This is a genomic window from Empedobacter sp. UBA5987 (assembly GCF_002429865.1).
Taxonomy (GTDB): Bacteria; Bacteroidota; Bacteroidia; order Flavobacteriales; family Weeksellaceae; genus Empedobacter; species Empedobacter falsenii_B.
Window position 1 is genome coordinate 1 of sequence record NZ_DJBB01000054.1, and the last position, 26,895, is coordinate 26,895.

Consider the following 26,895-nt stretch of genomic DNA (forward strand, 5'->3'; position numbering starts at 1 on the left):
CAATTTACTGCTTTTTAGCAGGTTGTACAACTTTTATATACAATCCAATACAAATGCACTACCGGTATATAATACAATATAAGATCAATAAATTATACAAGCATATTTTATTTATACTTAAATTATCTTCGAAAACGAATTATCATATTCGTAAAATAGAAGAAAATCAGTCCAAATTGGCATTAAATAAAGGTTTTCATAGAGTATGGATTGCTAATTAATTCGAAAATCAATATAATTATTAAGATAAAAACATTTAAAATGTCTTAAGAATAAATTCTATCTAATCATCTTCGAGAACGAATTATGAATATCACAAAACTAAAAAGTCAAACTTTACAATGTTTGACTTTTTAATTTATATTTTTTGTAATGATAAATTAGGACAAAAATGGATGAAAATAACCAAATCCAATAACCAAAATGTGGTAAATCATATTCATGTATTTGTAAAATATCTAATCTTGTTAAATGATTAATTTCGTATAATGACATTTGAATAACAGCGATAATACCTAATATTAATCCTATTTTTTTCTTATAAAAAATCCAAGATAATAATAATGTAAAGTTCCCTAACCAACAAAAAAAGTCCAAATAAGGAAAAGCCATCCATCCGACATAAGCGTATATATATCCTGAATATTCTTCGGGATTGTCAAAAATGAAATGCACAGGTAAAATCAAACTCACCAAATAAGTTAAAATACTTACATATAAAAACAGATTATTTTTCCAATTTAGCTTCAAATTCTTCTATTTGTTTTTCCAATTTTTTATTCACTTTTTTCAATTTGTTTTGAGGACTAAACATTGCATAAACCAGCAAACCTACTCCTACTCCCACAACAGCGCCAACTTTTTCGTTCTTATTAATTGCTTTCGAAATTGCAATTCCTGCAGCTGCTCCAGTTGTTACGATTGAAACTGTATTTTCAAAACCTTTTGATTTTGTGTCCAAAACCTCTAATAAATTATTCATAGTTGATTATTTTTTTTTAATAGTTGCAATAAATATTCCTAAATATAAATCATTCCAAATTATTTTAAAAATTGTTCGTATTAATTCAAGTGTTTATCTTTGTTCGGTAACATTTTTAGAATGGAAATACAAGACAAAATTTTAGCGCTTCGAGAAGAGCTTACTCAGCATAATTATAATTATTACGTTTTAGATAATCCGACAATTTCTGATTTCGAATTTGATTTGAAATTGAAAGAATTGAAACGGTTAGAAGACGAAAATCCTATCTTTTTTGATGTCAATTCCCCTACACAACGCGTTGGTGGAATGGTTACAAAAAATTTTCCGACGATTACACACGAATTTAGAATGTATTCGTTAGACAATTCATATTCAGTTGAAGATTTACAAGATTGGGAAAAACGAATTGAGAAAACGTTAGGTGAAAAAGTAGAATTTGTTTGCGAATTGAAATATGATGGCGCTTCGATTTCTATTTTGTATGAAAATGGAGAATTGACGCAGGCTGTAACGCGTGGAGATGGAACGCAAGGTGATGAAATCACGAATAATATTCGTACAATACAATCTGTTCCATTGAAATTGAAAGGAAATTATCCTGAACGATTTTATATGCGTGGCGAAATTACAATTCCGCTCAATAAATTTGCTTCAATTAATGAAGAACGCGCTAATAATGGTTTAGAATTGTATGCAAATCCTCGAAATACTGCTTCTGGATCATTGAAATTACAAGATAATACCGAAGTTGCTAAACGTGGTTTACAATGTTTCCCGTATTATTTTATTGGAAATAATTTGCCTTATTCTACGCAATGGGAAATGCTACAAGCCGCTGATGAATTAGGTTTTAAGATTCCGCATACGTCAAAATTATGTACTTCTTTGGAAGAAGTTTTAGCTTTTGTAGATCATTGGGATATCGAACGTAAAAATTTACCTTACGAAACGGACGGAATTGTGATCAAAGTGAATTCTTTTTCACAACAAGACGAATTAGGTTATACAGCAAAATCTCCACGTTGGGCAATGGCATATAAATTCAAAGCTGAAGCTGCCGAAACCGAATTATTGAGTATTGATTATCAAGTTGGTCGAACTGGAGCGATTACGCCTGTTGCAAATCTTGCGCCTGTTTCTTTGGCTGGAACGATCGTAAAACGTGCTTCTGTCCACAACGAAGATATTATTAAAAAGTTGGATATCCGCATTGGTGATATGGTTTATGTGGAAAAAGGAGGCGAAATTATTCCGAAAATTATTGGTGTCAATACTGATGTTCGCCAACCTGGAACCGAAGAAATCGAATTCATTAAAAATTGTCCTTCTTGCGGAACAGAATTAATTCGTAATGAAGGTGAAGCGCAGCATTATTGTCCAAATGAGAATGGTTGCGAACCGCAAATTATTGGAAAATTAGAACATTTTGTTTCTCGAAAAGCAATGGATATTGAAAGTATTGGTGGTGAAACAGCGGTTTTGTTACACAAAGCAAATTTGCTAAATAACATTGCTGATTTTTATACTTTACAAAAAGAAGATATTTTGCCTTTGGAAAGAATGGCTGAAAAATCTGCTCAAAATATTATTAATTCTGTCGAAAAATCTAAAGAGCAACCTTTCGAAAAGGTGTTGTACGCAATTGGAATTCGTCATGTAGGTGAAACGGTTGCAAAAAAATTGGTTAAACATTTTCAAAATATTGATCGTTTGATGAATGCAACAATGGAAGAATTAGTTTCTGTAACGGATGTTGGAGAAAAAATTGCAATTTCGATTAAGGAATATTTTAAAGAAGAACAACATCAGATTTTGATTCAACGTTTACGTGATTATGGATTGAATTTCGAGATTGGTGAAGAAGCAAAACCTTTGTCAGATTCTTTGGAAGGTAAAACGTTTTTGTTTACAGGAACTTTGACTAAATTCAATCGTACTGATGCACAAAAAATGGTGGAAGATCATGGCGGGAAAAATATTTCTGCAGTTTCTAAAAACTTAAATTTCTTGGTTGCTGGCGATAAAGCTGGAAGTAAATTGAAAAAAGCAGAAGAAATTGGAACAGTTGTCGTGTTGACGGAAGACGAATTTTTAAATATGATTAACGGCTAATGGAATCAGGATTAATTGCTGTCATTATATTCGGAATTGTATTATTGATTTTGATTCCATTTATCTATTATGGATTGCGAATGGCTGGCTACAACAAAGCTGCAATGATTGTATCACTTACGATATTTTTTATTGTGATGATTCCGATGATGAAATATGGTTACAGAAGTCAAATGTATTCCAACGATGATTTGAAAACCGATTTACATCAAGCTGGAATTGGTTTTAAAGGAAATTTAAAGATTGTATCGACAGATATTTCTGGAATTAAAAACATGAAACTAGAAACAGTTTTGATTATGGATTCTGCCGATGTCAATACAATTATTAATCGAATAGAAACTGATTCTCGCTTCAAAATTTCTCCAGAAACACTGAGTTTGAAAGAAGAGTTAGGTTCGAATGCAAAACATAAAACCAATAGAAATTATCGTTTTAAGGATAATTTTATTTTAGAAACTTACGGAATGTCTGATGATTATACGATTCGATATTCGGAACTGAAATTTAGAAAAGGAAATGACACAGTTTTCTTCAAAAAAGAAGAAGTGTATTAAAAAGATAAAATCCGTCAATTGACGGATTTTTTTATTCAAGATTATTTATTTTTGAGATATTAAAACTATGACTTTTTGAATTTTCAATTTTCCTTTTAATAATAGTGGAATCTACTTTCAATGTGTCAAAATTGAATGTTCGAGGTTCTAAATAATATAATTCTAAAATAGAATCTTTTCTATTTATTGTTCCAAATTTATATTGTTTATTAGTTATAGTATCAAAATATATTGTATCGTTTTTCAAATAATATTTACCAACTTCTCGTGAAGGGAAAAAACAAAACGAATTTACAATATAAATACTATCTGATTTAAAATGATAGCTGATACCGCAACTTGCTGTTCCTTCACTAAAAGCAAATAATTTATCCTTACCATAAATTGTATTATCAGTAATTATTCCTGATGGATATAGAAAAACTAAAGTCAAAACAATAATGCTAATAAAGACAGGTATTCCTTTTTTGAAATTTCTTTCATCATCAAAATATTTATATAACTTTAGTATTGTAGAAATAATTAATCCTATGAATAAAATAAGTTCTATTAAATATAAAACAATCGCGAAAATTCCAGTTTCATGAATCCAAAAATGTTGTGTATTAATTAATAGAAACAATAATACTAAAGAACAAGAATGATACGGATATAGTTTGAACATAAAACAAGTTAATCAAATTGTAATATAACTATTATAAATCATTTATTTAGAATTATTTTCTATCTTAATTAATTCATCAAAATCATTTAAAGTATTCTCACTTTCAGTTTTATAATTTTTTGATTTTCCTATAAAATGAATCAATTTTCTATCTTCAAAATAATAACGAGATTCTTCAATTTTCGATTTTTTATCATCAAATTCTTTCCAATACAAAGGGAAATTATAAGTTGTATCTTGTTCAAAAACGAAAGACAATTTATCATTTAACAAATAATATTCAGCCAAATATTGACCTGATTCTCCAAATTTTCGTACCACAATTTTTTCTAATTTATTGTTCAAAAAATAATAATTTAGAAAACCACCTTCGGTAGAATCATCAGTTTCAACTTCTTTTATTTTTGTCCAATTTTTAATTGAATTAATTCGACTAAAATTTGCTTTGATCGTTTTAATTTCTTCACTTTTAACTTTGTCATTTTTCTGAGCAAAAGAAATCATCACAGAGAATGTTACAAGAACAAAAAAGAATACTATTTTTTTCATCTAAATCAATATATTATATAAACTATATGAGTAAAATTGGATTGTTTATTTTCGATATATCTTTACAAATCCTTTTATTAAGCTAAATATACCGATTATAAACCCTATGATGATAAAAAGAAATCCTACAAGTAAAAAATATACACCATAATCCTTTTTGTTATAATCCAAATTATAGCCATATCCAGTCGAGAATATTCCTATTATAAAGACACAGAGCGAACAGATAAAAAGTTTTGTATATCGATTTTGTTTAAACATGATTAAATATTTCATTAAAATTCAATAAAATATACTAATTTTCAATCAATAATAATAGTGAATTTTATGCAATTTAGAGTCGCTCGACATACCAATCAAATCCAAAAAATAAAGGATTTTTATATTAAAGTTTTGAATTTTAAAATCCTTGGAGAATTTCAAAATCACAATGGACATGATGGTATTTTTATTGGAAAACCAAATTTAGACTGGCATTTAGAATTTACAACAACTCACGAAAATGTCGATCATCATTTTGATGAAGACGATTGTTTGGTATTTTATCCAACAACGCAACAAGAATATGACGAAATTATTGAACGTTTAGAACTTCATCAGATCAAACCAATAAAATCTAAAAATCCATATTGGAATGATAACGGAATTTCTTTCTTAGATCCTGATGGATTTGCTGTCATTGTTTCACCTTTGAGAATTAAATAATTTGAAAAAATACATCTGCTTCATATTGCCATTTTTCATCTTTAGTTGCAAAAATGAAAATTCTACGAATTCTAAAACTCATAATGATTCAAATCCAAAAATTATTGAGAAAGAAAGCTTTATAAACAGAAAAGAAGATAAAATAATTCATCGATATTCCGTACCGAAAGGTTTTCAAAGAGAAAATTATAGTCAAAATGAATTTGGTTATTATCTACAACATCTGAAATTGAAAGACTTTGGAACACTTGTGAAATATTATAATGGAAAAGAAAAACCTGTAAATAATGTATACAATGCAGTGATTGATTTACCAATTGGAAACTAAGATTTACATCAATGTGCAGATGCAATAATGCGTTTGAGAGCCGATTATCTCTATCTACAAAAGCGTTATAATGAAATCTCTTTTAACTTTTTATTGGACGGAAAACCACGCAAATTTACAGATTTTGCAAATGGAGATTATTCACCAGAAAATTATTGGAAGTATTTAGAATATGTTTTCAGTTACGCAAATACAGCTTCTTTGAAAAATCAATTGAAATTGGTTAATTTTGAACAGGTGAAAATTGGAGATATTCTTTTGCAACAAGGAAATCCTTATGGACACGCCGTTATGGTAGTTGATCTAGCAAAAAATGAACAAGGCGAAAAAATTGTTTTACTCGCCCAAAGTTATATACCAGCTCAAGAAATTCAAATTCTTAATAATCCAATGGATAAAAAATTAAATCCTTGGTATAAATTACAACAAGGTAAAATTAAAACTCCAGAATGGTTGTTTACAAGTGATGATTGGAAAACGTGGGATTAAACGTCTTTTTAATACAATATTTAGTCTTAATTTTACACCAAATTAATCGCCGTGAATCGAGAAGAAATAGGAAATCAACTGCTAAATGAAGTTTTACAAATTCAACTTGCCAATAAACCAATCAATTCTAAATATTTAGATTTAAAACGTTTGGTTGAAAATATTGCATTTGAGTTAACAAAAAACGAAGCTTTACAGTTTTCTAACTTTTTCTCGAAGCTATCTTTTATCTGTAATCATTACAAAGTTTCAACTAAAATTCATTCGTTTCGTAAAACAGCTCAACGAATTCTGAGCGAGAAATACGAACCGACTGAACACGAATATTTCACACATTATAAATATGTTGCGGATTTTATTTCTTCAATTTATGAAGTCATGATTCCAGCAGAAATTATCTATTATTTTCCTGAAAAAGAATTTTATACCAACAAAATTCTTTCTCGAAATCGGGTAAAAAAATTGCGTGTTCAAGTGATTGAAATCAAGCTAGATTGTTTGATTTGCGATCATGAAGATAATGAAACAGAAGAAAATATTACAGTTCAAATTGATGAAGATGGCGTGAATGAAAATTTTACTTCTGTTGAGGATTTTTGGGTTGGTGCGCAATTAAATTTAGTCAATTCGACGATTGATGAAGAAGGAATTTATCATCCACGTTTCATCATTCTCGAACCAGATTATTTGGTTGATATTTCGGCAATTGCTGAATGTTTTCAAGATTATGGAACTTCTGAATTACATTATATTCAGAAAAAGTTTGAAGAAGCACCAAACAGCAAACACATTCGTTTAGGAAATTTTGCTAATTCGGTTGTCGATCACTTTTCAACAGAAAACATTGAAAACACTGATTTTAATGAGATTTTCAAGAATGATTTTAAAAATTATCCATTAGAATATACGGCTTGCAACGATTTGACGAATCCACAAGATTTGAAAAATTATTATTTGGAAGCGAAAGGTCATTTTGATCGTATTCAAAAAGTGCTGACGGAGGATTTTCCGCAATATGATATTTCATTGGATCGTGCGTTAATAGAGCCTTCTTTTTTATGTGAACAATACGGAATTCAAGGACGTTTGGATTTATTGGATATTAATCCTGAAGAAAAAAATAAAATTATCGAGCTGAAATCTGGTGGCGCACCTTTTCCTGATGATGGAAAAAGTGTCAAACCAAATCATGCGACGCAGCTCTTTTTATATTACCAAATTATTGGTGTTTTGTATGATTTAGAGTTTAAAGATGTTACCAAAAATACCGAAGGCTATATTTTCTATTCGAAAGTATATCAAGGAAATTTACGTTTTGATGTGCCAACTTTAGCGCGAGTTCAACGCATTTTTGATTTACGAAATCGAATAATTATCAACGAAAATCGATTAGCAAATCACACTTTAACTGATATTGAATCGACTATTTTTTCGATTAAACCTGCGAATTTTATTAAACGAAAAATTAATCCTCGTTTCAAAGAAATTCTAGAAGAACAATTGGATAAATTTATCTATCCGATAAAAAATAGTACGCCTTTAGAAAAGGCTTACTTCTACTCTTTTACGAATTTCATTGCGAAAGAGCAATATATGGCGAAACTTGGTTTGGGACAATCGACTTCCAACAATGGTTTGGCGAGTTTGTGGTTGAATACTTTCGAAGAGAAAAACAATAATTTCGAGATTATTTATGATTTAGAAATTGTAGAGAATCATATTTCTGATCCAAAACGTGAAATTAAATTAAAAAGAACTAATCCTGCGAATGATTTTATTTCGATTAGAGAAGGTGATATTTGCATTCTTTATCCTCGAAATAATTTTAAAGATTCTGTTTTAACGAATCAGGTTTTTAAATGTACAATTAAAAGTATTTCGAGAGAATTTATTGTGTTACGTTTTCGTTATCAACAACCTAATACACGCTTTTTTGATTCGTTTGATTCATCAGGAAAATGGGCTTTGGAGCGCGATTTTATGGATTCTTCTTTTGTTTCGATGTACCGAAATCTGTATGGATTAATTCATTCTTCGAAAGCAAAGAAAGATTTGATTTTAACGCAATCTATTCCAAGAAATCAAATGGATTATGCGTATTTTAACTCAAATCTTTCGGATGAACAAAATCGAATTCTGAAAAAAGCACTTTCCGCAAAAGATTATTTCTTGTTGAATGGACCTCCAGGAACAGGAAAAACATCGATTATCATCAAAGAATTGGTGAAAGAAATCTACGAGAAACAAGATTGTAATATTTTGCTCTTGGCCTATACCAATCGCGCGGTTGATGAATTATGTGAATCGATCTATTCGGCTATTTCTGATCAAATTGAACAAAAATTCATCAGAATTGGGAATGAATTATCTACTTCTCCTGAATTTCATCCAAACTTATTGAATAAAATTATTGAGCAAAAAGATGCTGATTTAGAACAAAAAGGAGAAAAATTTTCGAGAAAAACAATTCAAGATATTATTCGTAAACAACGCATTTTTGTTTCGACTGTAGCTTCGATTTCGACTAAAAATGATATTCTAAAATTAAAGAGATTTGATACAATTATAATTGATGAAGCTTCACAAATTTTAGAACCACAAATTGTTGGAATTCTACCAAAAGCAGAACGTTTTATCATGATTGGTGATCACAAACAATTGCCTGCAATTGTTTTGCAAAATCCTGAATTAGCAAAAACGAACAACGAATTATTAGAAAATATTGGTTTAATCAATCGTAAAAACTCAATTTTCGAACGTTTGTATGAATTTTGTGAACGAAATAATTACGAAAATGCCTTTGATCAATTGACTTATCAAGGAAGAATGCATGCTGAAATTGCAGATTTTCCGAACAATTATTTTTATGATGGAAAATTAAATGTTGCTTATGATATTCCAAATTTGAATGAAGAAATAAAACAAACTTTGAATCGTCAACGTGCAGATTTATATTTCGAAAATTATAATCAAGAAAATGATTTACAAAACTTTATTACCAATCATCGTTTTGCATTTATCAATGTTGACGAAAATCCTTATCTACCTTCAACGAAGGTACAAGAAGCCGATTTGATTGTGAAATTTGTACAAGAAATTATTCATTTATACGAAATCAATCAAAAACCATTTGATCCAAAGAAAACAATTGGAATTATTGCGCCTTTCAGAAATCAAATTGCATTAATTAAACAGAAATTAGAATTAGCAAATATTCCAAATCATGAACAAATTACAGTTGATACTGTTGAGCGTTACCAAGGAAGTCAGCGCGATATTATTTTGTATAGTTTTGCGGTAACATATCATTCACAATTGAATGCGTTGGTGAATATGAATGACCAAGGAAATGTTGACCGAAAACTAAATGTGGCGTTAACACGTGCAAAAGAGCAATTATTTTTGATTGGAAATCAAACGATTTTGAAAGAAAATCAATTGATTAAAACATTAATTGAGTATTTAGAAAATAAATCTTCACATAAACTTATAATCTAATCAAAATCACTTCATAATTCATTTAAGATTCAGTAAATTTGTGCAACTATTTTTGTAAAATTATGTTGTATCAAAGAAGTAGCGCATTATTCAAAGACGCGCAAGAATATATTCCAGGAGGTGTAAATTCTCCTGTTCGTGCATTTAAATCTGTTGGAGGAACGCCAATTTTTATCAAAAAAGCCGAAGGTGCTTATATTTATGATGAAGATGGACGTGCTTACGTAGATTACATCAATTCTTGGGGACCAATGATTATTGGACACACAGATCCGCGTGTTTTGAATGCGACTGTTGAGCAGATGAAAAATGGTTTTTCTTTTGGTACACCAACTGAATTGGAAACTGAAATTGCGAAATTAATTACTTCTGTTGTACCAAACATCGATATGGTTCGTATGGTAAACTCTGGTACAGAAGCTTGTATGTCTGCAATTCGTTTAGCAAGAGGTTATACAAATCGTGATAAAATTGTAAAGTTTGAAGGTTGTTACCACGGACATTCAGATTCATTTTTGATTAAAGCTGGTTCTGGTGCTGCAACTTTCGGAAATCCAAATTCGCCAGGTGTAACGCAAGGAACTGCAAAAGATACATTGTTAGCCGAATACAATAATTTGGAAGATGTAAAAGCTTTATTCGAACAAAATAAAGACGAGATTGCTGCTATTATTGTTGAGCCAATTGCAGGAAACATGGGATGTATTGTTCCTGAAAAAGGTTTCTTAGAAGGATTAAGACAAATTTGTGATGAAAATGGAGCTTTATTAATTTTTGATGAAGTAATGACTGGTTTCCGTCAAGCGATGGGTGGTTCTCAAGAACGTTTAAACATTAATGCGGATATCGTAACATTTGGTAAAGTAATTGGTGGTGGTTTTCCAGTAGGAGCTTTTGCTGCTCGTCGCGAAATTATGAATCACCTTGCTCCTCTTGGTCCTGTTTATCAAGCGGGAACTTTATCTGGAAATCCAATTGCGATGCGTGCTGGTATGACAACTTTGAATATTATTAATAATGATAGAGCATTATTTAATCGTATTGATAATGCAACAGAAACTTTAGATAACGAGATTTCTAAAATATTTGCTGAGAAAGGAATTCCTGCACATATTAATCGTTTAGGTTCGATGATGTCTGTGTTCTTTACTGAACAAACAGAAATCAAAAACTTTACAGATGTAACGAAATGTAACCATGAAAGATTCAATAAATTTTTCCATCATTTGTTGACAAACGAAGTTTACATTGCACCTTCAGGATACGAAACTTGGTTTATTTCTGATGCGATTAAAGACGCTGAAATCAATAAAACGTTAGATGCTGTAAGAAGCTTCGAAGGTTAAACATAAACAAAAAATGCAGTAGAAAAACTACTGCATTTTTTTATTCTATTTTGGAACTACATTTTTGCGTCCATCAATTTTTCTGTTTTATCAGGTGATTTGCCCATTTTCATTTTAATAACAAACGCTTTGTTTGAATTATAATTTTTCGGAAGTAAAATATCGTAATAGGTATTTTTATCTAAATCGAAACCAATTCTGAAATAATTCAACTAAAGTCAAAAAAACATAAATCAAAAATTGATAACTAAACAAATCAATGAAATTATTATATTTACTAAAATTCATAATGATATGATTACAAATTACTTTAAACTACTACTTGCATCTAGTATAATTCTTATTAATTTTGGATGTAAAGATGATGATGGTTTTTCGGAAGAAGATGTAGTTGATACTTATAATATTGTATCCTATATAGCTAATATCCCAGTCGATTTAAACAATGATAAAAAAACATCAACTAATTTGATGGATGAAATTGAAATTCTTAATAAACAAGAGAACTTTTTAGAAGTTAGACCTAAAGTAAAAATAATATCCTTTAATTTTCCTCTAACTTTATTAAATTATGATTATCCAAGTATACCAGACGGTTATGCGAATTTTGTAAAATATGGTTTTGCAACATCTACAACATTATCGGATAAAGTAATGGTTATAAAAGATAGTAGTTATACAGAAAGCAACTATACTGGTAACAAGGAAAATAAAAAAAATGTTTCTATTGAAAATTTAAAAATTATAGACAACAACCATCTATCTACTACTATTACAAAGTCTTTTTATGATTTTAGCACCAAACAATGGATTGAATTGAATATTGAAGTTATTTTTCAAAAAAGAATATAAAAAAAGCTCGAGAAAATTCTCGAGCTTTTGTTTAATTATAATCCCCTATATGTTCCATTTCACTTTCGAAACTTAGTACTTTAGTCGCGTATTTTTGCAAACTTTTTTGTTTAATTTCTGATAAAAAATTATTCTTGAATTTATCTAAAGTCAATTCATCATTCACAAATAATTGCAAAGAATAAGAAACCGCCCCAGGTTCTATATGAGAAGTTATTTTTCCTAAACGAGCACCGATAAAACAATTTGATTTCAAATAATCATTAATATGCTCTTTCTGAATCCACGCAAACCAATCATCATGCACTTCTTGTTCAACAATAAAAGTTGTATTATATAATATCATTCTCTAATTTTTTGCAAAGATACAAAGGTTTTCGCATTATATTTTTCTTGAAAAAGAAAGTCTAATCAAGATTTTATTTTTAAATTTACCTATTATTCATAACAAACAAAAATGAACAATACGCAACAATTTATACAAGAGAATAAACAACGTTTTCTTGATGAATTAATCGAATTACTTAAAATTCCTTCAGTTAGTGCTGATCCAGCCTACACACAAGACGTAAATGATGCTGCCGAAATGGTGGCAAAATATTTAAAAGAAGCAGGTGCTGATAATGTTGAAGTATGCGAAACAGAAGGTTTTCCTGTTGTTTACGGAGAAAAAATAGTTGACGCTTCAAAACCTACTGTTTTAGTTTACGGACATTACGATGTACAACCAGCTGATCCTTTAGAATTATGGGAATCTGGACCATACGAGCCAGTAATCAAAAAAACAGAAATTCATCCTGATGGAGCAATTTTCGCTCGTGGTTCTGCTGATGATAAAGGTCAAATGTTTATGCACGTTAAAGCTTTTGAGGCTTTAAACAAATCAAACGAATTACCTTGTAACGTTAAATTTATGATCGAAGGTGAAGAAGAAGTTGGTTCTCCTTCATTAGTAAATTTCGTTAAAAACAATAAAGAGAAATTAAAAAATGATGTGATTTTGATTTCTGATACTTCTATGATTTCAAACGAACAACCTTCTATTTCTGTTGGTTTACGTGGTTTATCTTATGTAGAAGTTGAGGTAAAAGGAGCTAATCGCGATATGCACTCAGGTGTTTATGGTGGGGCTGTTCCTAATCCGATTAATGTTTTAGCAACAATGATTGGAAAATTAATCAATGAAAAAGGTCACATTACAATTCCAGGTTTTTACGAGCCAATTCTTGAATTAACTGAAGATGAAAGAGCTGATTTAGCAAAAATTCCATTTGATGTTGAAGAATACAAAAAATCTATCGGTATAGCTGATATTCAAGGAGAAGAAGGTTTTTCTACAATCGAGAGAGCGTCTATTCGTCCTACGTTAGATGTAAACGGAATTTGGGGAGGCTACATTGGCGAAGGTGCTAAAACAGTTATTCCTTCTCATGCGTATGCTAAAATTTCAATGCGTTTGGTTCCTGGACAAGATCCAGAAGTTGTAACAAAACAATTTGCAGATTATTTCCCAACTTTAGCGCCTTCTTCTGTAGAAGTTAAAGTAAAACCACATCATGGAGGTAAACCTTATATTTTACCAACAAATCATCCTGGTTTTATCGCTGCTAAAAAAGCGTTAGCTGAAACTTTTGAGAAAGAAGCGTTAGCCGAAAGAGCTGGTGGATCTATTCCAATTGTTGCTTTATTCGAAGAAGAATTAGGAACAAAATCTGTTTTAATGGGATTCGGATTAAACTCTGACGTTATCCACTCTCCAAACGAACATTATGGTTTATTCAATTTCTACAAAGGAATCGAAACTATTCCATATTTCTACAAATATTTTAACGAACAATAATTTTCGACAAAATAACTTCTGAAAAGCGAATCAAATTGATTCGCTTTTCTTTTTGGTTTATAGTAGAATGATTAATTTTGAACTTTATTTTTATCAATGAGTAAAAAATTCTTAATTGCGGGTGCAGGAATTGCGGGTTTAACTTTAGCAAAAGCTTTGCAAGACTTAAATTATGATTACGAAATCTTCGAGGCTTCGTCAGAAGTTCGTGGAATTGGGGCTGGTTTTGGTTTGGCTTCTAATGCAATGAAAGCATTTGAAATTCTAGGTTTAGCAGAAGAAGTTGCTCCTTTGGGGCATATGTTAGAAGATTTTGAAATTCAAGATTGGAAAGAAAAAACGATTCTGAAAGCCGATACAGAACGATTAAGAAAAAATTACAACAACGAAAATTTTGCCATTCATCGTGCAGATTTACATCATTATCTAGTCTCGAAAATTGATTCGAATAAAATTAAAACGTCAAAAAAAATAAAATTATTTGAACAAAGTTTTGAGAAAGTTGTCCTTCATTTTGAAGATGGAACTTCTACAGAAGGTGATTATTTAATTGGTGCTGATGGGATAAATTCTACAATTCGTCAACAATTGTTAAAACAGTCGACACCTCGTTATGCGGGATATATTTGTTGGCGTGCCATTGTGGAAGATAAATCGTATAACTCAAAGAAAAGTATCGAAACATGGGGACCAAATGGTCGATTTGGTTTGACTCCTCTTATCAATCATCAAATATATTGGTACGCTTGTGTCAATACAAAACTAAATTCTGAAGTTTACAACTACGCTTTAAGTGATATTAAAAATCAGTTCAAAGATTATTCGGGACAAATCAGAAATACATTACAAAAAACGAATCCAGAAAGCATCATAGCAACACCAATTATGGATATTAAACCGATTAATAATTATGCATTTAATCGTGTATTGTTAATTGGAGATGCAGCACATGCAACCACACCAAACATGGGACAAGGCGCATGCATGGCGGTGGAAGATGTTTGTGTTTTGTATGATGAATTAATCAAAAAAGATACTGATGTTTTGTTAGCTTTTGAGCATTACAATTTACGCCGTTTGAAACGTACACATTATATTATTGACACTTCTCGTTTGGCTGGGAAAGTTGCTCAAATTGACAATAAATTTTTAATGAATATACGAAATTTTGCTTTCCGAAATTTACCACAATCTTTGATGCAAAGTCCATTAGAAGACTTGTTGGAAGAAGATTTTATGAGGGTTTAGGATTATGCAAAACGAATTTTGTAGTGTTTCTTAACGTATATTTCTTGTTGACATAAGAAGTTAACAAATCTCCAAAACTCATATCACGAGTTTCTCTTTGATTAGTTGAAAATAATTTCACAATCTTAATCAAATATTTATTTAAGTCAATCAAATCAAAAGTAAATTCTTTCACCAACCAAAACAGAAAATATAACGGAAGTAAAACCATATTGAAGAGAACTTGGAATCCACTCATCAATTCAAATTCCTCTAAAAAATGTTCTGAAAAATCAAATTTAGAAAAATCAATATCATATTTTTCTATAAACGCTATCAAAAGTGATTCATTATCTAATCCTGATAAAAATAAATCTTCCTCAATCAGAACATCAACATTTTCAACTTTTTCTTTTGTTGTTTTTTCTAGAAAATTTTTGACTTCTATATACCATTGTCTTAAAGTTGCGAAATCTATATATAAAATCTGTTTTTCTTCCATAATCGCCTACTTCAACAGCACATTATCTTCTAATTCTTGCTTCGAAATTTGAAAATGTTTGTCAAATTCTTGCTCAAAAGATTCCAAATCCATTGTAATTTCCCAATCACCAAATTCATTTTCGAACAAATCAGTCATATGTTCTTTTAAATCATCTAATTTTTGTTGAATAAATTCATTTTGCTGAATATCTTCTGCATCTTTCTTATCTAATACAACTTGTTGATTAATTTTTCTAAGAATCAAAGTATTAATAAATTCTTCATGTGTATTCATAAAATCCTCAATCGTACCTGTAAATTGTGTCATTTTTAATATTTTTTCCTATCACTTTTCGAGAATAAATATAGAACTATTTTATTAACAAACACCCGTAGTGCATTTGTATTAGCTTGTATATAAAAGTTGTACAAGCTACTAAAAAGCAGTAAATTGTAGTTACTACACACACAATTCAATGCACAACTTTAAAGCAAATTACGATAAAATTTTAGAAGTATTAAAGAGTTTAGATCTTGAAAGTGAGAATTTTTTATTTCAGATACGAAAGCCCAGGTTATCTGACTTGGAAATAGTTGCCCTAAATCTGACTTCAGAATACATGAGTATTGATAGTGAATATCAACTTTTTAGAATATTACCTTCTGATATTAAGTCACTTATAGAACGCAGTGTTTATAATAGACGAAAAAGAAGATTATTTATACATATGGAACGGATTCGAAAACTGTTAGCAGAAAAATTTAATGGTTCTGAAAAGTATTTTATTGTGGATAGCATGCCTTTAGAAGTTTGCAAATTATCAAGAAGCTCACGTAGCAAAATATGCAGAGAAACCGATTATGCAATTCCAAATAAAGGTTATTGTGCTTCACAGAAAATGCATTATTATGGGTATAAACTTCATGCGGTTTGCTCAGCGGAAGGTGTCTTTCAAAGTTTGGATATTAGTCCAGCTTCAGTGCATGACATTCATTATCTGAAAGATATAAAACAGCAGTTTAAAAATTGTACGCTCTTAGCTGATAAAGGATATTTATCCGCAGAATACCAATTGGATTTGTTTACATCGCACAATATAAAGCTGGAAGTTCCTATGAGAACAAATCAAAAAAACTATAAAGATCTGGATATACTAACTTAGTTGGGAGTAAAAGTTAAGCATAAAACCTTAATTTTAATATATGAAAAGAATCCGTAAAATTTATCCAAGCGATTTTAAACTCCAAGCGGTTGAATTAAGTTTTGAGCGAAAAAACATATCAGAATTAGCCAGAGAATTGGGTATAACAGTTAGTTTACTATATAAATGGCGCAAAGAATATGCTGAATTTGGTACAGGAAGTTTTCCAGGTAAAGGAAATCTTAAACTCACTGCAGAGCAGGAAAAAATTCACGATTTAGAGCGAAAACTGAAGGATGCTGAACTTGAACGAGACATCCTAAAAAAGGCGATCAGCATTTTTTCCAAGAGCGGTCGTTGAAATATCAATTCATCAAAAATCATGAAATTATTTATCCGATTGAAAAAATGTGTAAAGTTTTAAAAATCAGTCAAAGCAGTTATTTTAGATGGAAAAAGTGTCCGTTTTCTGTTAGATTTCATAAAAAAGAAGAGCTGAAACAACGTATTTTAACGATTTATTTTGATTCAAAGCAACGTTACGGTAGTCCAAGAATTACAGCAGAATTAAATAATTTAGGATTTAAAATATCTCGAATTACAGTTTCAAAATACATGAGAGAACTTGGAATTAGAAGTAAATTGAGCAAGAAATTTAAAATCACAACAGATTCTAAACATAATTATTTGGTTGTAGAAAATATTCTTGATAGAGATTTCGAAAGCACTAAACCTGCCCAAAAATGGGTTTCTGACATCACTTACATCAGAACAATTGAAGGATTTTTGTATTTAACAATTGTTCTTGATTTGTACGATCGCAAGGTTATTGGTTGGAGTTTGTACGATGAAATGAGCACTGAAAAAACAAGTTTATCAGCCTGGAAAGTCGCTTTAGCAAACAGAAAGATAGAAAAAGGATTGATTTTTCATTCAGATCGAGGAGTTCAATATGCCAACAATAAATTTGCTAATATGCTAGAATCTCATCATGTTATTAGAAGTATGTCGCGTAAAGGAAATTGCTGGGATAACGCTGTGGCAGAGAGTTTCTTTAAAACACTGAAAACAGAATTGATTTATGGAAATAAACTCATAAATAAACAACAAATGGAATTGGAAATATTTCAATACATCGAAATATTTTACAATAAAAAAAGAAGGCATAGTGCCTTAAATTATAAAACGATTGAAGAATTTAATCAACAAAAAATTAGTTATAAAAATGTAGCTTAACTAATACTCCTATTTTTGTTTGCATATCCAATCAGCCTTTTGTAATACGCAAATACAGAAAAAGGATAGAAACGTTATTCTCTCAACTCTGTGACCAGTTCATGATTAGACGTAATTATGCTAAAAGCTTTTTAGGCTTTAAAACAAGGATACTATCTAAAATACTCACGCTTACTATTATTCAAACAATAAACAGAAACCAAAATAGAAATATTAACAACTTAAAAATTAATATTATCTAAATGCACTACAGGTTAACAAACAATTAAATTTAAGATTTCTATAAATGAGTTTTAACATAAGAATTAACGTCTACTAATTATTGAAATTGGTTGTTTTGAGATAAATTTGAATATATAAATATTGAAAAAATGGAAAACTTTAAACTATCAAACGGGATCGAAATTCCTGCAATTGGATTTGGAACATGGTTATTAGAAGGTGAAAAAGTTATAGAACCTCTAAAAATAGCATTAACAAAAGGATATACACATATTGACACGGCAGCAATCTACAAAAATGAAAAAAGAAATTGGAACAGTTTTGAAAGCTGAAAATGTAGATCGTAGCAAATTATTCATTACATCTAAATGTTGGAATTCTGAGCGTGGATACGAAAAAGCAATGGCTGCATTTCAGCAAACATTAACGGATTTACAGACAGATTATTTGGATTTATATTTGATTCATTGGCCAGCAAATGAAACGCAATTTCCTGATAATTGGGCAGAATTGAATGCTGGAACTTGGCGAGCTTTTGAGGAAATTTACAAATCTGGAAAAGCAAAAGCGATTGGTGTAAGTAATTTCAATATCAATCATTTAGAAGCTTTATTTGAAACGGCTGAAATCAAACCAATGGTTAATCAAATTGAGATTCATCCAGGACATTCGCAACCAGAATTAGTCGATTTTTGTAGACAAAACGATTTGTTAGTTGAAGCATGGAGTCCACTAGGTTCGGGAAGAATTTTGGAGAACGAATTAATTGTTTCTTTGGCTGATAAATACAATGTTTCAGTTGGTCAGATTTGTATTAATTATTGTTTGGCGAAAGAAATTTTACCACTTCCTCGCTCCTCTTCAGAAAAAAATATTGAAGCGAATTTAACTTCAAATAATTTTAAATTAAGTGTAGAAGATGTAAAAGCGATAGATGAAATGCCAGCTGATGGTTTTTCTGGATTGAATCCTTCAATGGTTGAATTTTAACAAGTTAAACAAATTCACTAAAATAAATTTTAAAAACCTCTGTTTTACAGAGGTTTTTTCGTTTTAAATCTATAAAAAATCAATACTTTTACTTTTTAAAATGATAAAATAAAATTATTCGATATGAGCCAAAATCCTAAAAATCCATTCAAAACTTATTTTGATCAAACCCTTGAAAGATGTGGTTTTGATGAAGATTTGAAAGCTGGTATTTTATTTTTTTTAGGTGAAAGTATTATTGCTGCGAACACCAATCAATTGATGAATATGTTTGCGGAAGAAGAAAAGATTCAGCAAGAATTTCATCGTTTGTTTACGTTGTATGCTACGCCAAATGCTGACATCAATCCTTTTGAAGCTTTAGACACAGCACCAATCAAGCAAATTATTTATACATACAACGAAATTTACGTTAATGTAATTAGAAAGAAATCATTTGATTTTGATAAAGTTATCAATGATAATTTAAAGTCTGAGTTTAAGTTAGATTTTATTAAAGAATTTGAAAATAAACAATATAAATTAGTTACAAATCATAACTTAAATACTTCTTTTTTCAAACAGATTGGAGCGTATCTTAATCAGTTTGAATTGAGTTATGAGGATATTTATTTGGCTGGAATTAATTATTATCAAACGAATCAGAAAGTAGATTTTGAAGGAATAAATGTATTGAATTTAAACATTATTGATAGTTTTTCGCCTTTGTACACAACATTGTTTCATTATCCATTATTGTACACATATTATCCAGCGAATTTGAACGCAAATCATTTGTTTAGTTCGATTTTGCAGTTTCTTTATTTACATACCAACACGGATATTGCGAAACATGTTCACGCTTTTCACAACCATATTTTTTATGAAAATAATCCGAGAAAAGTTCGTAAAGGTTGGGAATTTGAAGAATTGGAACGTGGCGTTTTGATTTCGCAAACTTTTCATAATGCATTAAATATTCGTAAATCTCCAATTTTCGGAACTCGTGCAGACTTTTTAGCTTCGAATAATTATTTATTAAATGAATTGAAAGATCAAAATATTCCGTTGGAGAATTTTAAGGCCTTGATGACTAAAACAATTGAAGAGTATTACGAGGCAGATATTGATGAAGTGGTTGCTGGAAAGCTAAATCATGCTGAATTTTTACAATTATTAGCGATTATTTTCTACGAAACTTCTGCTAATGCAATGATTATTAAATCATGGAAAAACTAACAATTAATCAAGAAAATAGGATCAAATTAGAAGAACATTTTGGTGAACTTTTGCCAAGATTACCTTTTGCAATGGTTTCATTTTACGAATCGAGTAATTCTTGGGAAGGACAAATTGAATATAATTTAAATTTGAAAACGGGAGAATTGACGTACAATACTATCGAAAATGTAAAACATCAAATAGAAATTTCGCCTGAAATGATGCAACGCATCGAAAGTGAAATTATCTTGATGTTAGAGAATTTATAAACTAATATTTTAAAATCTTTTTCTCGATACAAAATTCTAAAAGAATTTCACTAGAAATGACGATTTTAATAAAAAGTAACATTATAAGTTAATTAAAATCTCACAAATGTGAGATTTTTTTATCTATTCATCCAATCCATCCAACTATTAATCTGCGTTTTGCTGATAAAAATAGCTTGTTCAGTTTCTGATTTTGGTTGAAGATGAATTTAAATTTTACTTAAATGAATGTAAAATAAAAACAGTAGCAACTTGTTAGCTACTACTGTTTAATTTATGTATTTAATCACTGAAAAATTGTATATATTTTTCAGGACGGGACAAAATAATTATTTCGCTTTATACTTCGCGATTCCATCTTGTAACCATTTTAAGTAAACTTCTACATCAAGTTCAGCTTCTAAAGGTTTTGAGAAACGATTCAAATCTTTATCAACCAAAATATAATAAGGTTGCGCATTTGCATTAAAATGTTCAATCTCGAAAGAAGTCCATTTATTACCTACTGTTTTCAAATTACGACCTAACGCTTTCGAAAATACTTTTTGATCTTCTGGTAATTCTTTTGCTTCATCAACATATAACGAAACTAAAACAACATCTTCAGCCAGAATCTTTTTCACACGCTCATCGCTCCAAACACGTTCTTCAACTTTACGACAGTTTGCACACGCATGCCCAGTGAAATCTAACAACATTGGTTTTCCAACTTTCGTTGCATAAGCCGCAGCCTGATCGAAATCTTTGAATGCAGGAATTCCATGAGGTCCAGCAACCATATTAGGATCATCAAATTTAGCTGTCGCTTGTCCACCGCCTACACCTTCGTGAAAACCTCGAGGCGCTTCAGAATAAGTCATTGGAGGTGTTAAACCACTTAATAATTTTAATGGTCCACCCCATAAACCAGGAATCATGTAAATCGCAAATGATACTGAAACCAATGCAAATAACATTCTCGGAACACCTATAGTTTGTACTGGTGAATCTAATTCTAATCTAAATTTTCCTAAAAGATATAATCCTAAGAAGATAAAAATTGCAATCCAAAATGCTAAGAAAATTTCTCTTGGTAACCAGTTCATTTGCCAAACTAAATCAGCATTTGATAAGAATTTTAAGGCAAAAGCTAATTCAATAAACCCTAAAGAAACTTTGATTGTATTTAACCATCCTCCAGATTTTGGCATTGAATTTAACCATCCTGGGAACATTGCAAATAATGTAAATGGAATAGCTAATGCTAAAGAGAAACCGAACATTCCTACGATTAACGAATAATAGTTCCCTCCTTGCGTCGCTTGAACTAATAACGAACCAATAATTGGTCCTGTACAAGAGAATGACACTAATGCTAATGTGAATGCCATAAAGAAGATTCCAATTAATCCACCTTTATCAGCACCTTTATCAGCTGCATTTACCCATTTACTTGGTAATGTCAATTCGAAAGCTCCGAAGAATGAAATTGCAAATACAATAAAAATTACAAAGAAAGCTAAATTTACCCACGGATTTGTTGACATTTCATTTAGGACTGATGGTCCAAAAATAACTGTCGCCAATAAACCTAATGCAACATAAATAACAATGATTGATAAACCATAAATAAAGGCTTTTCCAACTCCTTCTCCTTTCGATTTACTTTGTTTTGTAAACATACTTACAGTCAAAGGAATCATTGGGAAAATACAAGGCATCAATAGCGCTGCTAATCCTCCTAAAAATCCTAAAGAAAAGATTTTCAATAAACCATTATCTTTCTTTTCGTTATCTGCTAATAAAGAATCATCAACTTTTTTGATTGTATCTTGTGTTGCCGCAACAACTGCTGTAGAATCTTCTTGAACAGAATCCTGCGTAATTTCAGTTACTGCTACTGTATCTTTTGCTTCTGTAGCATCTGCTGGCTTCGCCTCTTCTTTCGTTTCTTCAACTTTTGCAGACGGCGTTAATTTTATTGTTCCGCTTGTTTCATCTGGTGGCAAACAACGTTCGGCATCACACATCTGAAATTCGATTGTGTATGATACATTTACAGGTTTATCACCCGAAACTTTTACTTTTTGAACAAATTTTACTTGATTTTCGTAATATTTTTCATCTTGTTCAAAAATTTGGCTGTATTTATCTATACGTTTTCCTACTTCTCGCGCACCTCCAACTAATTTTGCATTTGCAGCTGGTTTAAATGATGCACTTGCTGGAATTCCAATTCCTCCATCAGGATGTTTCATTGAATAAAGGTGCCAACCTTTATCAATTTTTCCTGTTACCTCGATTTCAAACTCATTCTGTCCAACCTCCTTCACCGAACTCGACCATTTTGCAGGACTAAATAATTGTGCGTTGACTAAAATTGGAAACAAAAAAAGTATCCAAAGTTTCTTTAACATACTGTAATGTTTAAAAAGTTTTTACTTGTTTCTGTCGTTTTGAAACGTTCATCCAAACGATGATTTACCACCCAAATAATTTGATCTTTTTGGTCACAAAGCAACCAAACCTTCTCTTTTTCTAACTTAGAAAGTTTCAAATCTTTCATAAACTTACTCAACAATTTTTTTTGACCTTTCATTCCAATTGGATAAAAGAAATCTCCCTCTTTCACTTTTCTAAGTTTAAGCGGAAACAAAATTGATGTAAAGTCTACTATTTCAGTAGCGTTTTCGTGTGGATTTATCGATTTCACGAACTTCAAATTTAACGAATTGATTTCAATTAACTCATCAAAAATCGTTAATTCATCTTCATTTTCTTCTTCTATTTTTTGCAACAACAAATTTTCTCGATTTTTAATTAATCGATAAGTTGCTGATTTTATTTCACTTCCCGTTTCTGCATCCAAAAATTTTAAAATTTCTTTGCTCGACGAAAATCCATATTTTTCGAACAAATAATGTAAAAATGTTTCTAATGGTTGAAGTTTTTTTAATGCTGAAATTTCAATTTCAATCGGATTATCTCCTGAGAATAAATCACTTCTAACTTCTCCAACTTTATTTTGTACAATTTGATAATTATCATTGATATGATTTAAACTTGACAAAAAATTCTCATCAAATTGCGGATGAAGCTCTTTTAGAATTGGTGTAATGTGATGACGAATCTTATTTCTAGTATAATCATCCGTCGCATTCGTATAATCTTCTCGCCAATTTATTTCATTTGATTTTGCATATTCCAACAAATCATTTTTTGTAAAATTTAAAAGTGGACGAAAGATTTTTCCATTATCAATTTGCATTCCAACCAAACCTTTCAAACCTGTTCCACGAGAAAGATTAATCAAAAAAGTTTCAATATTATCATCCAAATGATGAGCTGTCACCAAAACATCCAAACGATTTTGTTGTTGAACTTGCTCAAACCACTCATAACGCAAATTTCGGCAAGCCATTTCGACCGAATAATTTCCTGTTTTCTGATAAGGCGCAACATCAAAACGAACTGAATGAAATGGAATATTATATTTTCCGCAATATTCTCTCACAAACATTTCATCACCATTTGCGTCTTCTTCACGCAATTGAAAATTACAATGTGCCACCTGAAAATTTGCAGCTGTTTGACGGAATAAATCTAACAAAACCATACTATCAATCCCTCCACTAATCGCCAATAAATAACGATGTGTAGAAAAAGAATGTTGTTCTAAAAGTTCTTTAAACTCTTCTTGTATAGATTTATTTTTCATGAAATACAAATGTTCGAAATTAGGAAGAATTCTCGAAAAAGAGTTATACTTTTTTTCTTCATTCTTATAAAATTTTCCAATAAAAAAGCCTGAAAAACTCAGGCTAAAGATTTATTTTAAACTTTCTAAAGATTTATTTTCAAGAATTTCTAAAGTCGAATCTCTCAATTCAACCATCACCTTATTCAATGTACAAATGCCTTCGTTAGGGCAATCATCACATTTTTCGTAGTAATTTTTACTTACACAAGGTAAAAGCGCGATTGGTCCTTCTAAAACACGAATCAAAGATGCTAAACTAATATCTTTCGCATCACGTGCCAAATAATATCCACCACCTTTCCCTTGTTTCGAATTGACGAAACCTAACTTTTTTAAATCCAATAAAATAGCCTCCAAGAATTTTTTCGGAATAACTTCTGTTTCAGAAATTTGTCCGATTAAAACTGGTTTGTTACTTTCTTGTCTGGCCAAATGAGCCATTGCTTTTAGTCCGTATTTTGTCTTTTTTGATAACAATTCTATAAGATTTAACTACAAAAATAACGTTGATTGTTGTATAAAACAAATATAAAATTAAATCGTTGAACCGAGATTTAAAAATATTTCATCAAAAAATCAATTACCTTTTGAGTTGTAGAATTATAGGGATAATTGAGAAATTTTGATGGTGACAAAAACCGATTGACTTTTAAGATCGGTTTCATATGCGAAAAATCTTTGAAACCTGCATAACCTGTTGAAGCTCCAATTCCAGAATTATTAACTCCGCCAAAAGGCAAATTTGAATGTAAAACCTGCACCAATGTTTCGTTAATTACCACAGAACCAGATGAAGTTTCATTCTTAATTTTATCAATAAAAATAGAATCTTTCGAAAAAATATATAACGCTAAAGGCTTTTCTTTCTGATTAATAGATTCAATTACTTCATTTATTTCTTTAAATGTATAAATCGGAAAAATTGGTCCAAATATTTCTTCTTCATTTATTTTTGCATTTATTGGAACATCTGTCAAAAAAGTTGGTTTAATGTACAATTCAGCTTCAATGTATTCATTTCCAAAAGGACAATTTGCACCATTTTCTATTGCATTTTCAATCAAGTTTTTTAATCGATTATAATTTTGAAGATTTACAATTCTCGCTAAATCTTTCGATTGAGCAGGATTTTTTCCAAAAACTTTTTCAATATGTTCAATAAACATATTTATAAATTGCTCTTGAAATTCTTCTTTAATCAAAATATAATCTGGCGCAATACATGTTTGACCAAAATTTATCAATTTTCCCCAAACTGCTTTTTCAACCACTTCTTGCATCGGAATTGTTCCATCAATAATCAAAGGCGACTTTCCCCCTAACTCCAACGTCACCGAAGAAAGATGTTTTGCACCTGCTTGCATCACAATTTTACCCACTTTTGGCGAACCTGTAAAATGAATATGATTAAATTTTTTGGTTAACAAATAAGTTGTTTCCTCAATTTCTCCTTCAACTAGAGCGACATGATTTTCTTCAAAAACTTCAGAAATAATTTTATCAATAACTTTTGAAACATTTGGACAAAACTCCGAAGGTTTAAGAATTGCTGTATTTCCAGCTGAAATACAAGCAACCAAATGCACTAAAGACAATTGAAAAGGATAATTCCAAGGCGAAATAATCAAACAATTTCCCAAAGCTTCTGGTTGAATTTGCGCTTTTGAACCGAAAAAAAGTAAATTATTTGAAACTGTTTTCGTTTTTGTCCAACAATTCAAATTCTTTCGAAATAATCGAATTTCAGCTAAAACAGGAAATATTTCGGTAGAATCAGCTTCTATTTTAGATTTTCTTAAATCCAAAAATAATGCATCTTCTATTTCGGCACGATGATTTAGAATTGAATTTTCTAAGTTTTTCAAACTTTCTTTCCGCTGATAAACAGTAAGATGACTAATATTTGCTTTATTCTCACATTGCTTATCATAAATCTCATCTATTTTCGTTTTAAAATCTGACACATGAAAAAATTTGAACGTTAATTTACTATTATTTTGAGTATTTTTAATCCCAAAAAGCGACAAATGAAAAATAATCTTACTTTGGTTGATAAATTAAATCACATCAAAAATTTATTTATTATTGGTAAAAGTGATGGTAATTTGAATGAAAAAGAGATTCAAATTATTTCTGATATTGCCAAATACCATGAACTTTCTGCTAAAGATGTAAGTTATATTCTGAACGAAAACACGAAGTTTGATTTTACGTTGCCTAAAACATTTACAGATCGACTTTCTTTGTTGTACGACGCTGTTTTGTTAATGGTTGTGGATTTGAATATTCATCAAAATGAAAAGGCAATTTGCATTGATTTGGCTAAAAAATTTGAGTTTAATCCTCAAATTATTGATGAGTTAATTGAGGATATTTTGAGTTATATTTTAGAAGGTAAAGAATGTGATGAAGTGATGGAATATTTGGTTAAATACTCGCATCCAAAGCAAAATTTGAATTAA

Annotated in this window: 26 protein-coding genes and 3 pseudogenes; 18 read left to right on the forward strand and 11 right to left on the reverse strand. The window is 30.2% G+C overall.

Going from position 1 to position 26,895, the window contains the following annotated elements; translation table 11 throughout:
* Positions 1 to 336: 336 nt before the first annotated feature.
* Both B3J26_RS08735 and B3J26_RS08740 read right to left on the reverse strand, forming a co-directional pair.
* Complete coding sequence (locus tag B3J26_RS08735) at positions 337 to 750, reverse strand: hypothetical protein (protein WP_147279997.1); 414 nt, start codon at positions 748 to 750, stop codon at positions 337 to 339.
* On the reverse strand, positions 728 to 982 hold the full coding sequence (locus B3J26_RS08740) for a hypothetical protein (protein WP_115000598.1): 255 nt from the start codon (positions 980 to 982) through the stop codon (positions 728 to 730). The genes B3J26_RS08735 and B3J26_RS08740 overlap by 23 nt, the downstream gene beginning before the upstream one ends.
* Before the next feature lie 120 nt (positions 983 to 1,102).
* Between B3J26_RS08740 and ligA the strand changes: the two genes are divergently transcribed.
* Together ligA and B3J26_RS08750 are read left to right on the forward strand one after the other, a co-directional pair.
* Positions 1,103 to 3,097 carry an NAD-dependent DNA ligase LigA gene (gene ligA / locus B3J26_RS08745; RefSeq protein ID WP_291074174.1) on the forward strand — a complete coding sequence of 665 codons (1,995 nt, stop codon included), beginning with the start codon at positions 1,103 to 1,105 and terminating at the stop codon, positions 3,095 to 3,097.
* Positions 3,097 to 3,654: a hypothetical protein gene (locus tag B3J26_RS08750; RefSeq protein ID WP_219034626.1), complete on the forward strand. Its 558-nt coding sequence runs from the start codon at positions 3,097 to 3,099 to the stop codon at positions 3,652 to 3,654. Before ligA ends, B3J26_RS08750 begins: the two co-directional genes overlap by 1 nt.
* Positions 3,655 to 3,685: 31 nt before the next feature.
* Here B3J26_RS08750 and B3J26_RS08755 read toward each other — a convergent pair whose 3' ends face one another.
* Together B3J26_RS08755 and B3J26_RS08760 are read right to left on the reverse strand one after the other, a co-directional pair.
* Positions 3,686 to 4,318, reverse strand: coding sequence for a hypothetical protein (locus B3J26_RS08755; protein ID WP_291074176.1), 633 nt, complete (start codon positions 4,316 to 4,318; stop codon positions 3,686 to 3,688).
* Positions 4,319 to 4,360: 42 nt separating this feature from the next.
* On the reverse strand, positions 4,361 to 4,867 hold the full coding sequence (locus tag B3J26_RS08760; RefSeq protein ID WP_291074178.1) for a hypothetical protein: 507 nt from the start codon (positions 4,865 to 4,867) through the stop codon (positions 4,361 to 4,363).
* A gap of 327 nt (positions 4,868 to 5,194) precedes the next feature.
* On the opposite strand from B3J26_RS08760, the gene B3J26_RS08765 reads away from it, so the two are divergent.
* The 5 genes and pseudogenes from B3J26_RS08765 (at position 5,195) to B3J26_RS08785 (ending at position 12,085) form a co-directional block, all read left to right on the forward strand.
* The gene (locus B3J26_RS08765; protein ID WP_291074180.1) at positions 5,195 to 5,572 is read left to right on the forward strand and encodes a VOC family protein; all 378 of its coding nucleotides are present in this window, start codon (positions 5,195 to 5,197) and stop codon (positions 5,570 to 5,572) included.
* A 25-nt stretch (positions 5,573 to 5,597) separates the two neighbouring features.
* Positions 5,598 to 6,389: pseudogene (locus B3J26_RS08770) on the forward strand (DUF4846 domain-containing protein).
* A 51-nt stretch (positions 6,390 to 6,440) separates the two neighbouring features.
* Entirely contained in the window at positions 6,441 to 9,887 is a 3,447-nt protein-coding gene (locus tag B3J26_RS08775; RefSeq protein WP_291074181.1) for an ATP-dependent helicase, read from the forward strand.
* 62 nt (positions 9,888 to 9,949) lie between these two features.
* On the forward strand, positions 9,950 to 11,233 hold the full coding sequence (gene hemL, locus B3J26_RS08780; RefSeq protein ID WP_291074183.1) for a glutamate-1-semialdehyde 2,1-aminomutase: 1,284 nt from the start codon (positions 9,950 to 9,952) through the stop codon (positions 11,231 to 11,233).
* A gap of 240 nt (positions 11,234 to 11,473) precedes the next feature.
* A complete protein-coding gene (locus tag B3J26_RS08785; RefSeq protein WP_291074185.1) occupies positions 11,474 to 12,085 on the forward strand; it encodes a hypothetical protein in 612 nt (203 codons plus the stop codon).
* A gap of 31 nt (positions 12,086 to 12,116) precedes the next feature.
* Here B3J26_RS08785 and B3J26_RS08790 read toward each other — a convergent pair whose 3' ends face one another.
* Positions 12,117 to 12,431, reverse strand: a complete 315-nt coding sequence (locus B3J26_RS08790; protein ID WP_284583689.1) for a DUF4286 family protein — start codon at positions 12,429 to 12,431, stop codon at positions 12,117 to 12,119.
* A 111-nt stretch (positions 12,432 to 12,542) separates the two neighbouring features.
* Between B3J26_RS08790 and B3J26_RS08795 the strand changes: the two genes are divergently transcribed.
* Both B3J26_RS08795 and B3J26_RS08800 read left to right on the forward strand, forming a co-directional pair.
* Entirely contained in the window at positions 12,543 to 13,925 is a 1,383-nt protein-coding gene (locus tag B3J26_RS08795) for a dipeptidase (protein ID WP_038334410.1), read from the forward strand.
* Positions 13,926 to 14,021: 96 nt separating this feature from the next.
* Positions 14,022 to 15,173, forward strand: a complete 1,152-nt coding sequence (locus B3J26_RS08800; RefSeq protein ID WP_291074187.1) for an FAD-dependent monooxygenase — start codon at positions 14,022 to 14,024, stop codon at positions 15,171 to 15,173.
* Here B3J26_RS08800 and B3J26_RS08805 read toward each other — a convergent pair.
* On the reverse strand, positions 15,160 to 15,654 hold the full coding sequence (locus tag B3J26_RS08805; RefSeq protein ID WP_291074188.1) for a DUF1493 family protein: 495 nt from the start codon (positions 15,652 to 15,654) through the stop codon (positions 15,160 to 15,162). The two genes, B3J26_RS08800 and B3J26_RS08805, sit on opposite strands and share 14 nt — an antisense overlap.
* A 6-nt stretch (positions 15,655 to 15,660) precedes the next feature.
* A complete protein-coding gene (locus B3J26_RS08810; RefSeq protein WP_291069585.1) occupies positions 15,661 to 15,963 on the reverse strand; it encodes a hypothetical protein in 303 nt (100 codons plus the stop codon).
* A 148-nt stretch (positions 15,964 to 16,111) separates the two neighbouring features.
* On the opposite strand from B3J26_RS08810, the pseudogene B3J26_RS08815 reads away from it, so the two are divergent.
* From B3J26_RS08815 to B3J26_RS08850, 8 genes and pseudogenes are all read left to right on the forward strand, one after another.
* Positions 16,112 to 16,777: pseudogene (locus B3J26_RS08815) on the forward strand (IS982 family transposase); the annotation flags it as partial.
* A gap of 61 nt (positions 16,778 to 16,838) precedes the next feature.
* Positions 16,839 to 17,138 carry a transposase gene (locus B3J26_RS08820; RefSeq protein ID WP_225540518.1) on the forward strand — a complete coding sequence of 100 codons (300 nt, stop codon included), beginning with the start codon at positions 16,839 to 16,841 and terminating at the stop codon, positions 17,136 to 17,138.
* A complete protein-coding gene (locus B3J26_RS08825) occupies positions 17,135 to 18,013 on the forward strand; it encodes an IS3 family transposase (protein WP_257467973.1) in 879 nt (292 codons plus the stop codon). Before B3J26_RS08820 ends, B3J26_RS08825 begins: the two co-directional genes overlap by 4 nt.
* A gap of 47 nt (positions 18,014 to 18,060) precedes the next feature.
* A pseudogene (locus tag B3J26_RS08830) lies at positions 18,061 to 18,255 on the forward strand (IS982 family transposase); the annotation flags it as partial.
* 129 nt (positions 18,256 to 18,384) lie between these two features.
* Positions 18,385 to 18,567 carry an aldo/keto reductase gene (locus B3J26_RS08835; RefSeq protein WP_291074192.1) on the forward strand — a complete coding sequence of 61 codons (183 nt, stop codon included), beginning with the start codon at positions 18,385 to 18,387 and terminating at the stop codon, positions 18,565 to 18,567.
* Entirely contained in the window at positions 18,533 to 19,225 is a 693-nt protein-coding gene (locus tag B3J26_RS08840; RefSeq protein ID WP_291074194.1) for an aldo/keto reductase, read from the forward strand. The genes B3J26_RS08835 and B3J26_RS08840 overlap by 35 nt, the downstream gene beginning before the upstream one ends.
* Before the next feature lie 123 nt (positions 19,226 to 19,348).
* On the forward strand, positions 19,349 to 20,443 hold the full coding sequence (locus tag B3J26_RS08845; protein ID WP_291074196.1) for a hypothetical protein: 1,095 nt from the start codon (positions 19,349 to 19,351) through the stop codon (positions 20,441 to 20,443).
* A complete protein-coding gene (locus B3J26_RS08850; RefSeq protein WP_280045593.1) occupies positions 20,431 to 20,694 on the forward strand; it encodes a hypothetical protein in 264 nt (87 codons plus the stop codon). The genes B3J26_RS08845 and B3J26_RS08850 overlap by 13 nt, the downstream gene beginning before the upstream one ends.
* Before the next feature lie 329 nt (positions 20,695 to 21,023).
* Here B3J26_RS08850 and B3J26_RS08855 read toward each other — a convergent pair whose 3' ends face one another.
* The 4 genes from B3J26_RS08855 to B3J26_RS08870 form a co-directional block, all read right to left on the reverse strand.
* Positions 21,024 to 23,090: a protein-disulfide reductase DsbD family protein gene (locus B3J26_RS08855; protein ID WP_291074198.1), complete on the reverse strand. Its 2,067-nt coding sequence runs from the start codon at positions 23,088 to 23,090 to the stop codon at positions 21,024 to 21,026.
* A complete protein-coding gene (gene tilS / locus B3J26_RS08860) occupies positions 23,084 to 24,391 on the reverse strand; it encodes a tRNA lysidine(34) synthetase TilS (protein ID WP_291074199.1) in 1,308 nt (435 codons plus the stop codon). Before tilS ends, B3J26_RS08855 begins: the two co-directional genes overlap by 7 nt.
* A gap of 111 nt (positions 24,392 to 24,502) precedes the next feature.
* A complete protein-coding gene (locus B3J26_RS08865; RefSeq protein ID WP_219035236.1) occupies positions 24,503 to 24,910 on the reverse strand; it encodes an RrF2 family transcriptional regulator in 408 nt (135 codons plus the stop codon).
* Between the two features lie 77 nt (positions 24,911 to 24,987).
* Positions 24,988 to 26,397, reverse strand: a complete 1,410-nt coding sequence (locus B3J26_RS08870; RefSeq protein WP_291074201.1) for an aldehyde dehydrogenase family protein — start codon at positions 26,395 to 26,397, stop codon at positions 24,988 to 24,990.
* 63 nt (positions 26,398 to 26,460) lie between these two features.
* On the opposite strand from B3J26_RS08870, the gene B3J26_RS08875 reads away from it, so the two are divergent.
* Positions 26,461 to 26,895 carry a hypothetical protein gene (locus B3J26_RS08875; protein WP_038334450.1) on the forward strand — a complete coding sequence of 145 codons (435 nt, stop codon included), beginning with the start codon at positions 26,461 to 26,463 and terminating at the stop codon, positions 26,893 to 26,895.

Coding starts and splice junctions, on each gene's coding strand:
- B3J26_RS08750 (WP_219034626.1), top strand. CDS start 3,097: ATGGAATCAGGATTAATTGCTGTCATTATATTCGGAATTGTATTATTG.
- B3J26_RS08835 (WP_291074192.1), top strand. CDS start 18,385: ATGGAAAACTTTAAACTATCAAACGGGATCGAAATTCCTGCAATTGGA.
- B3J26_RS08740 (WP_115000598.1), bottom strand. CDS start 982: ATGAATAATTTATTAGAGGTTTTGGACACAAAATCAAAAGGTTTTGAA.
- B3J26_RS08765 (WP_291074180.1), top strand. CDS start 5,195: ATGCAATTTAGAGTCGCTCGACATACCAATCAAATCCAAAAAATAAAG.
- B3J26_RS08795 (WP_038334410.1), top strand. CDS start 12,543: ATGAACAATACGCAACAATTTATACAAGAGAATAAACAACGTTTTCTT.
- B3J26_RS08760 (WP_291074178.1), bottom strand. CDS start 4,867: ATGAAAAAAATAGTATTCTTTTTTGTTCTTGTAACATTCTCTGTGATG.
- B3J26_RS08805 (WP_291074188.1), bottom strand. CDS start 15,654: ATGGAAGAAAAACAGATTTTATATATAGATTTCGCAACTTTAAGACAA.
- tilS (WP_291074199.1), bottom strand. CDS start 24,391: ATGAAAAATAAATCTATACAAGAAGAGTTTAAAGAACTTTTAGAACAA.
- B3J26_RS08790 (WP_284583689.1), bottom strand. CDS start 12,431: ATGATATTATATAATACAACTTTTATTGTTGAACAAGAAGTGCATGAT.
- B3J26_RS08810 (WP_291069585.1), bottom strand. CDS start 15,963: ATGACACAATTTACAGGTACGATTGAGGATTTTATGAATACACATGAA.
- ligA (WP_291074174.1), top strand. CDS start 1,103: ATGGAAATACAAGACAAAATTTTAGCGCTTCGAGAAGAGCTTACTCAG.
- B3J26_RS08800 (WP_291074187.1), top strand. CDS start 14,022: ATGAGTAAAAAATTCTTAATTGCGGGTGCAGGAATTGCGGGTTTAACT.
- B3J26_RS08855 (WP_291074198.1), bottom strand. CDS start 23,090: ATGTTAAAGAAACTTTGGATACTTTTTTTGTTTCCAATTTTAGTCAAC.
- B3J26_RS08820 (WP_225540518.1), top strand. CDS start 16,839: ATGAAAAGAATCCGTAAAATTTATCCAAGCGATTTTAAACTCCAAGCG.
- B3J26_RS08850 (WP_280045593.1), top strand. CDS start 20,431: ATGGAAAAACTAACAATTAATCAAGAAAATAGGATCAAATTAGAAGAA.
- B3J26_RS08840 (WP_291074194.1), top strand. CDS start 18,533: ATGAAAAAAGAAATTGGAACAGTTTTGAAAGCTGAAAATGTAGATCGT.
- B3J26_RS08875 (WP_038334450.1), top strand. CDS start 26,461: ATGAAAAATAATCTTACTTTGGTTGATAAATTAAATCACATCAAAAAT.
- B3J26_RS08845 (WP_291074196.1), top strand. CDS start 19,349: ATGAGCCAAAATCCTAAAAATCCATTCAAAACTTATTTTGATCAAACC.
- B3J26_RS08755 (WP_291074176.1), bottom strand. CDS start 4,318: ATGTTCAAACTATATCCGTATCATTCTTGTTCTTTAGTATTATTGTTT.
- hemL (WP_291074183.1), top strand. CDS start 9,950: ATGTTGTATCAAAGAAGTAGCGCATTATTCAAAGACGCGCAAGAATAT.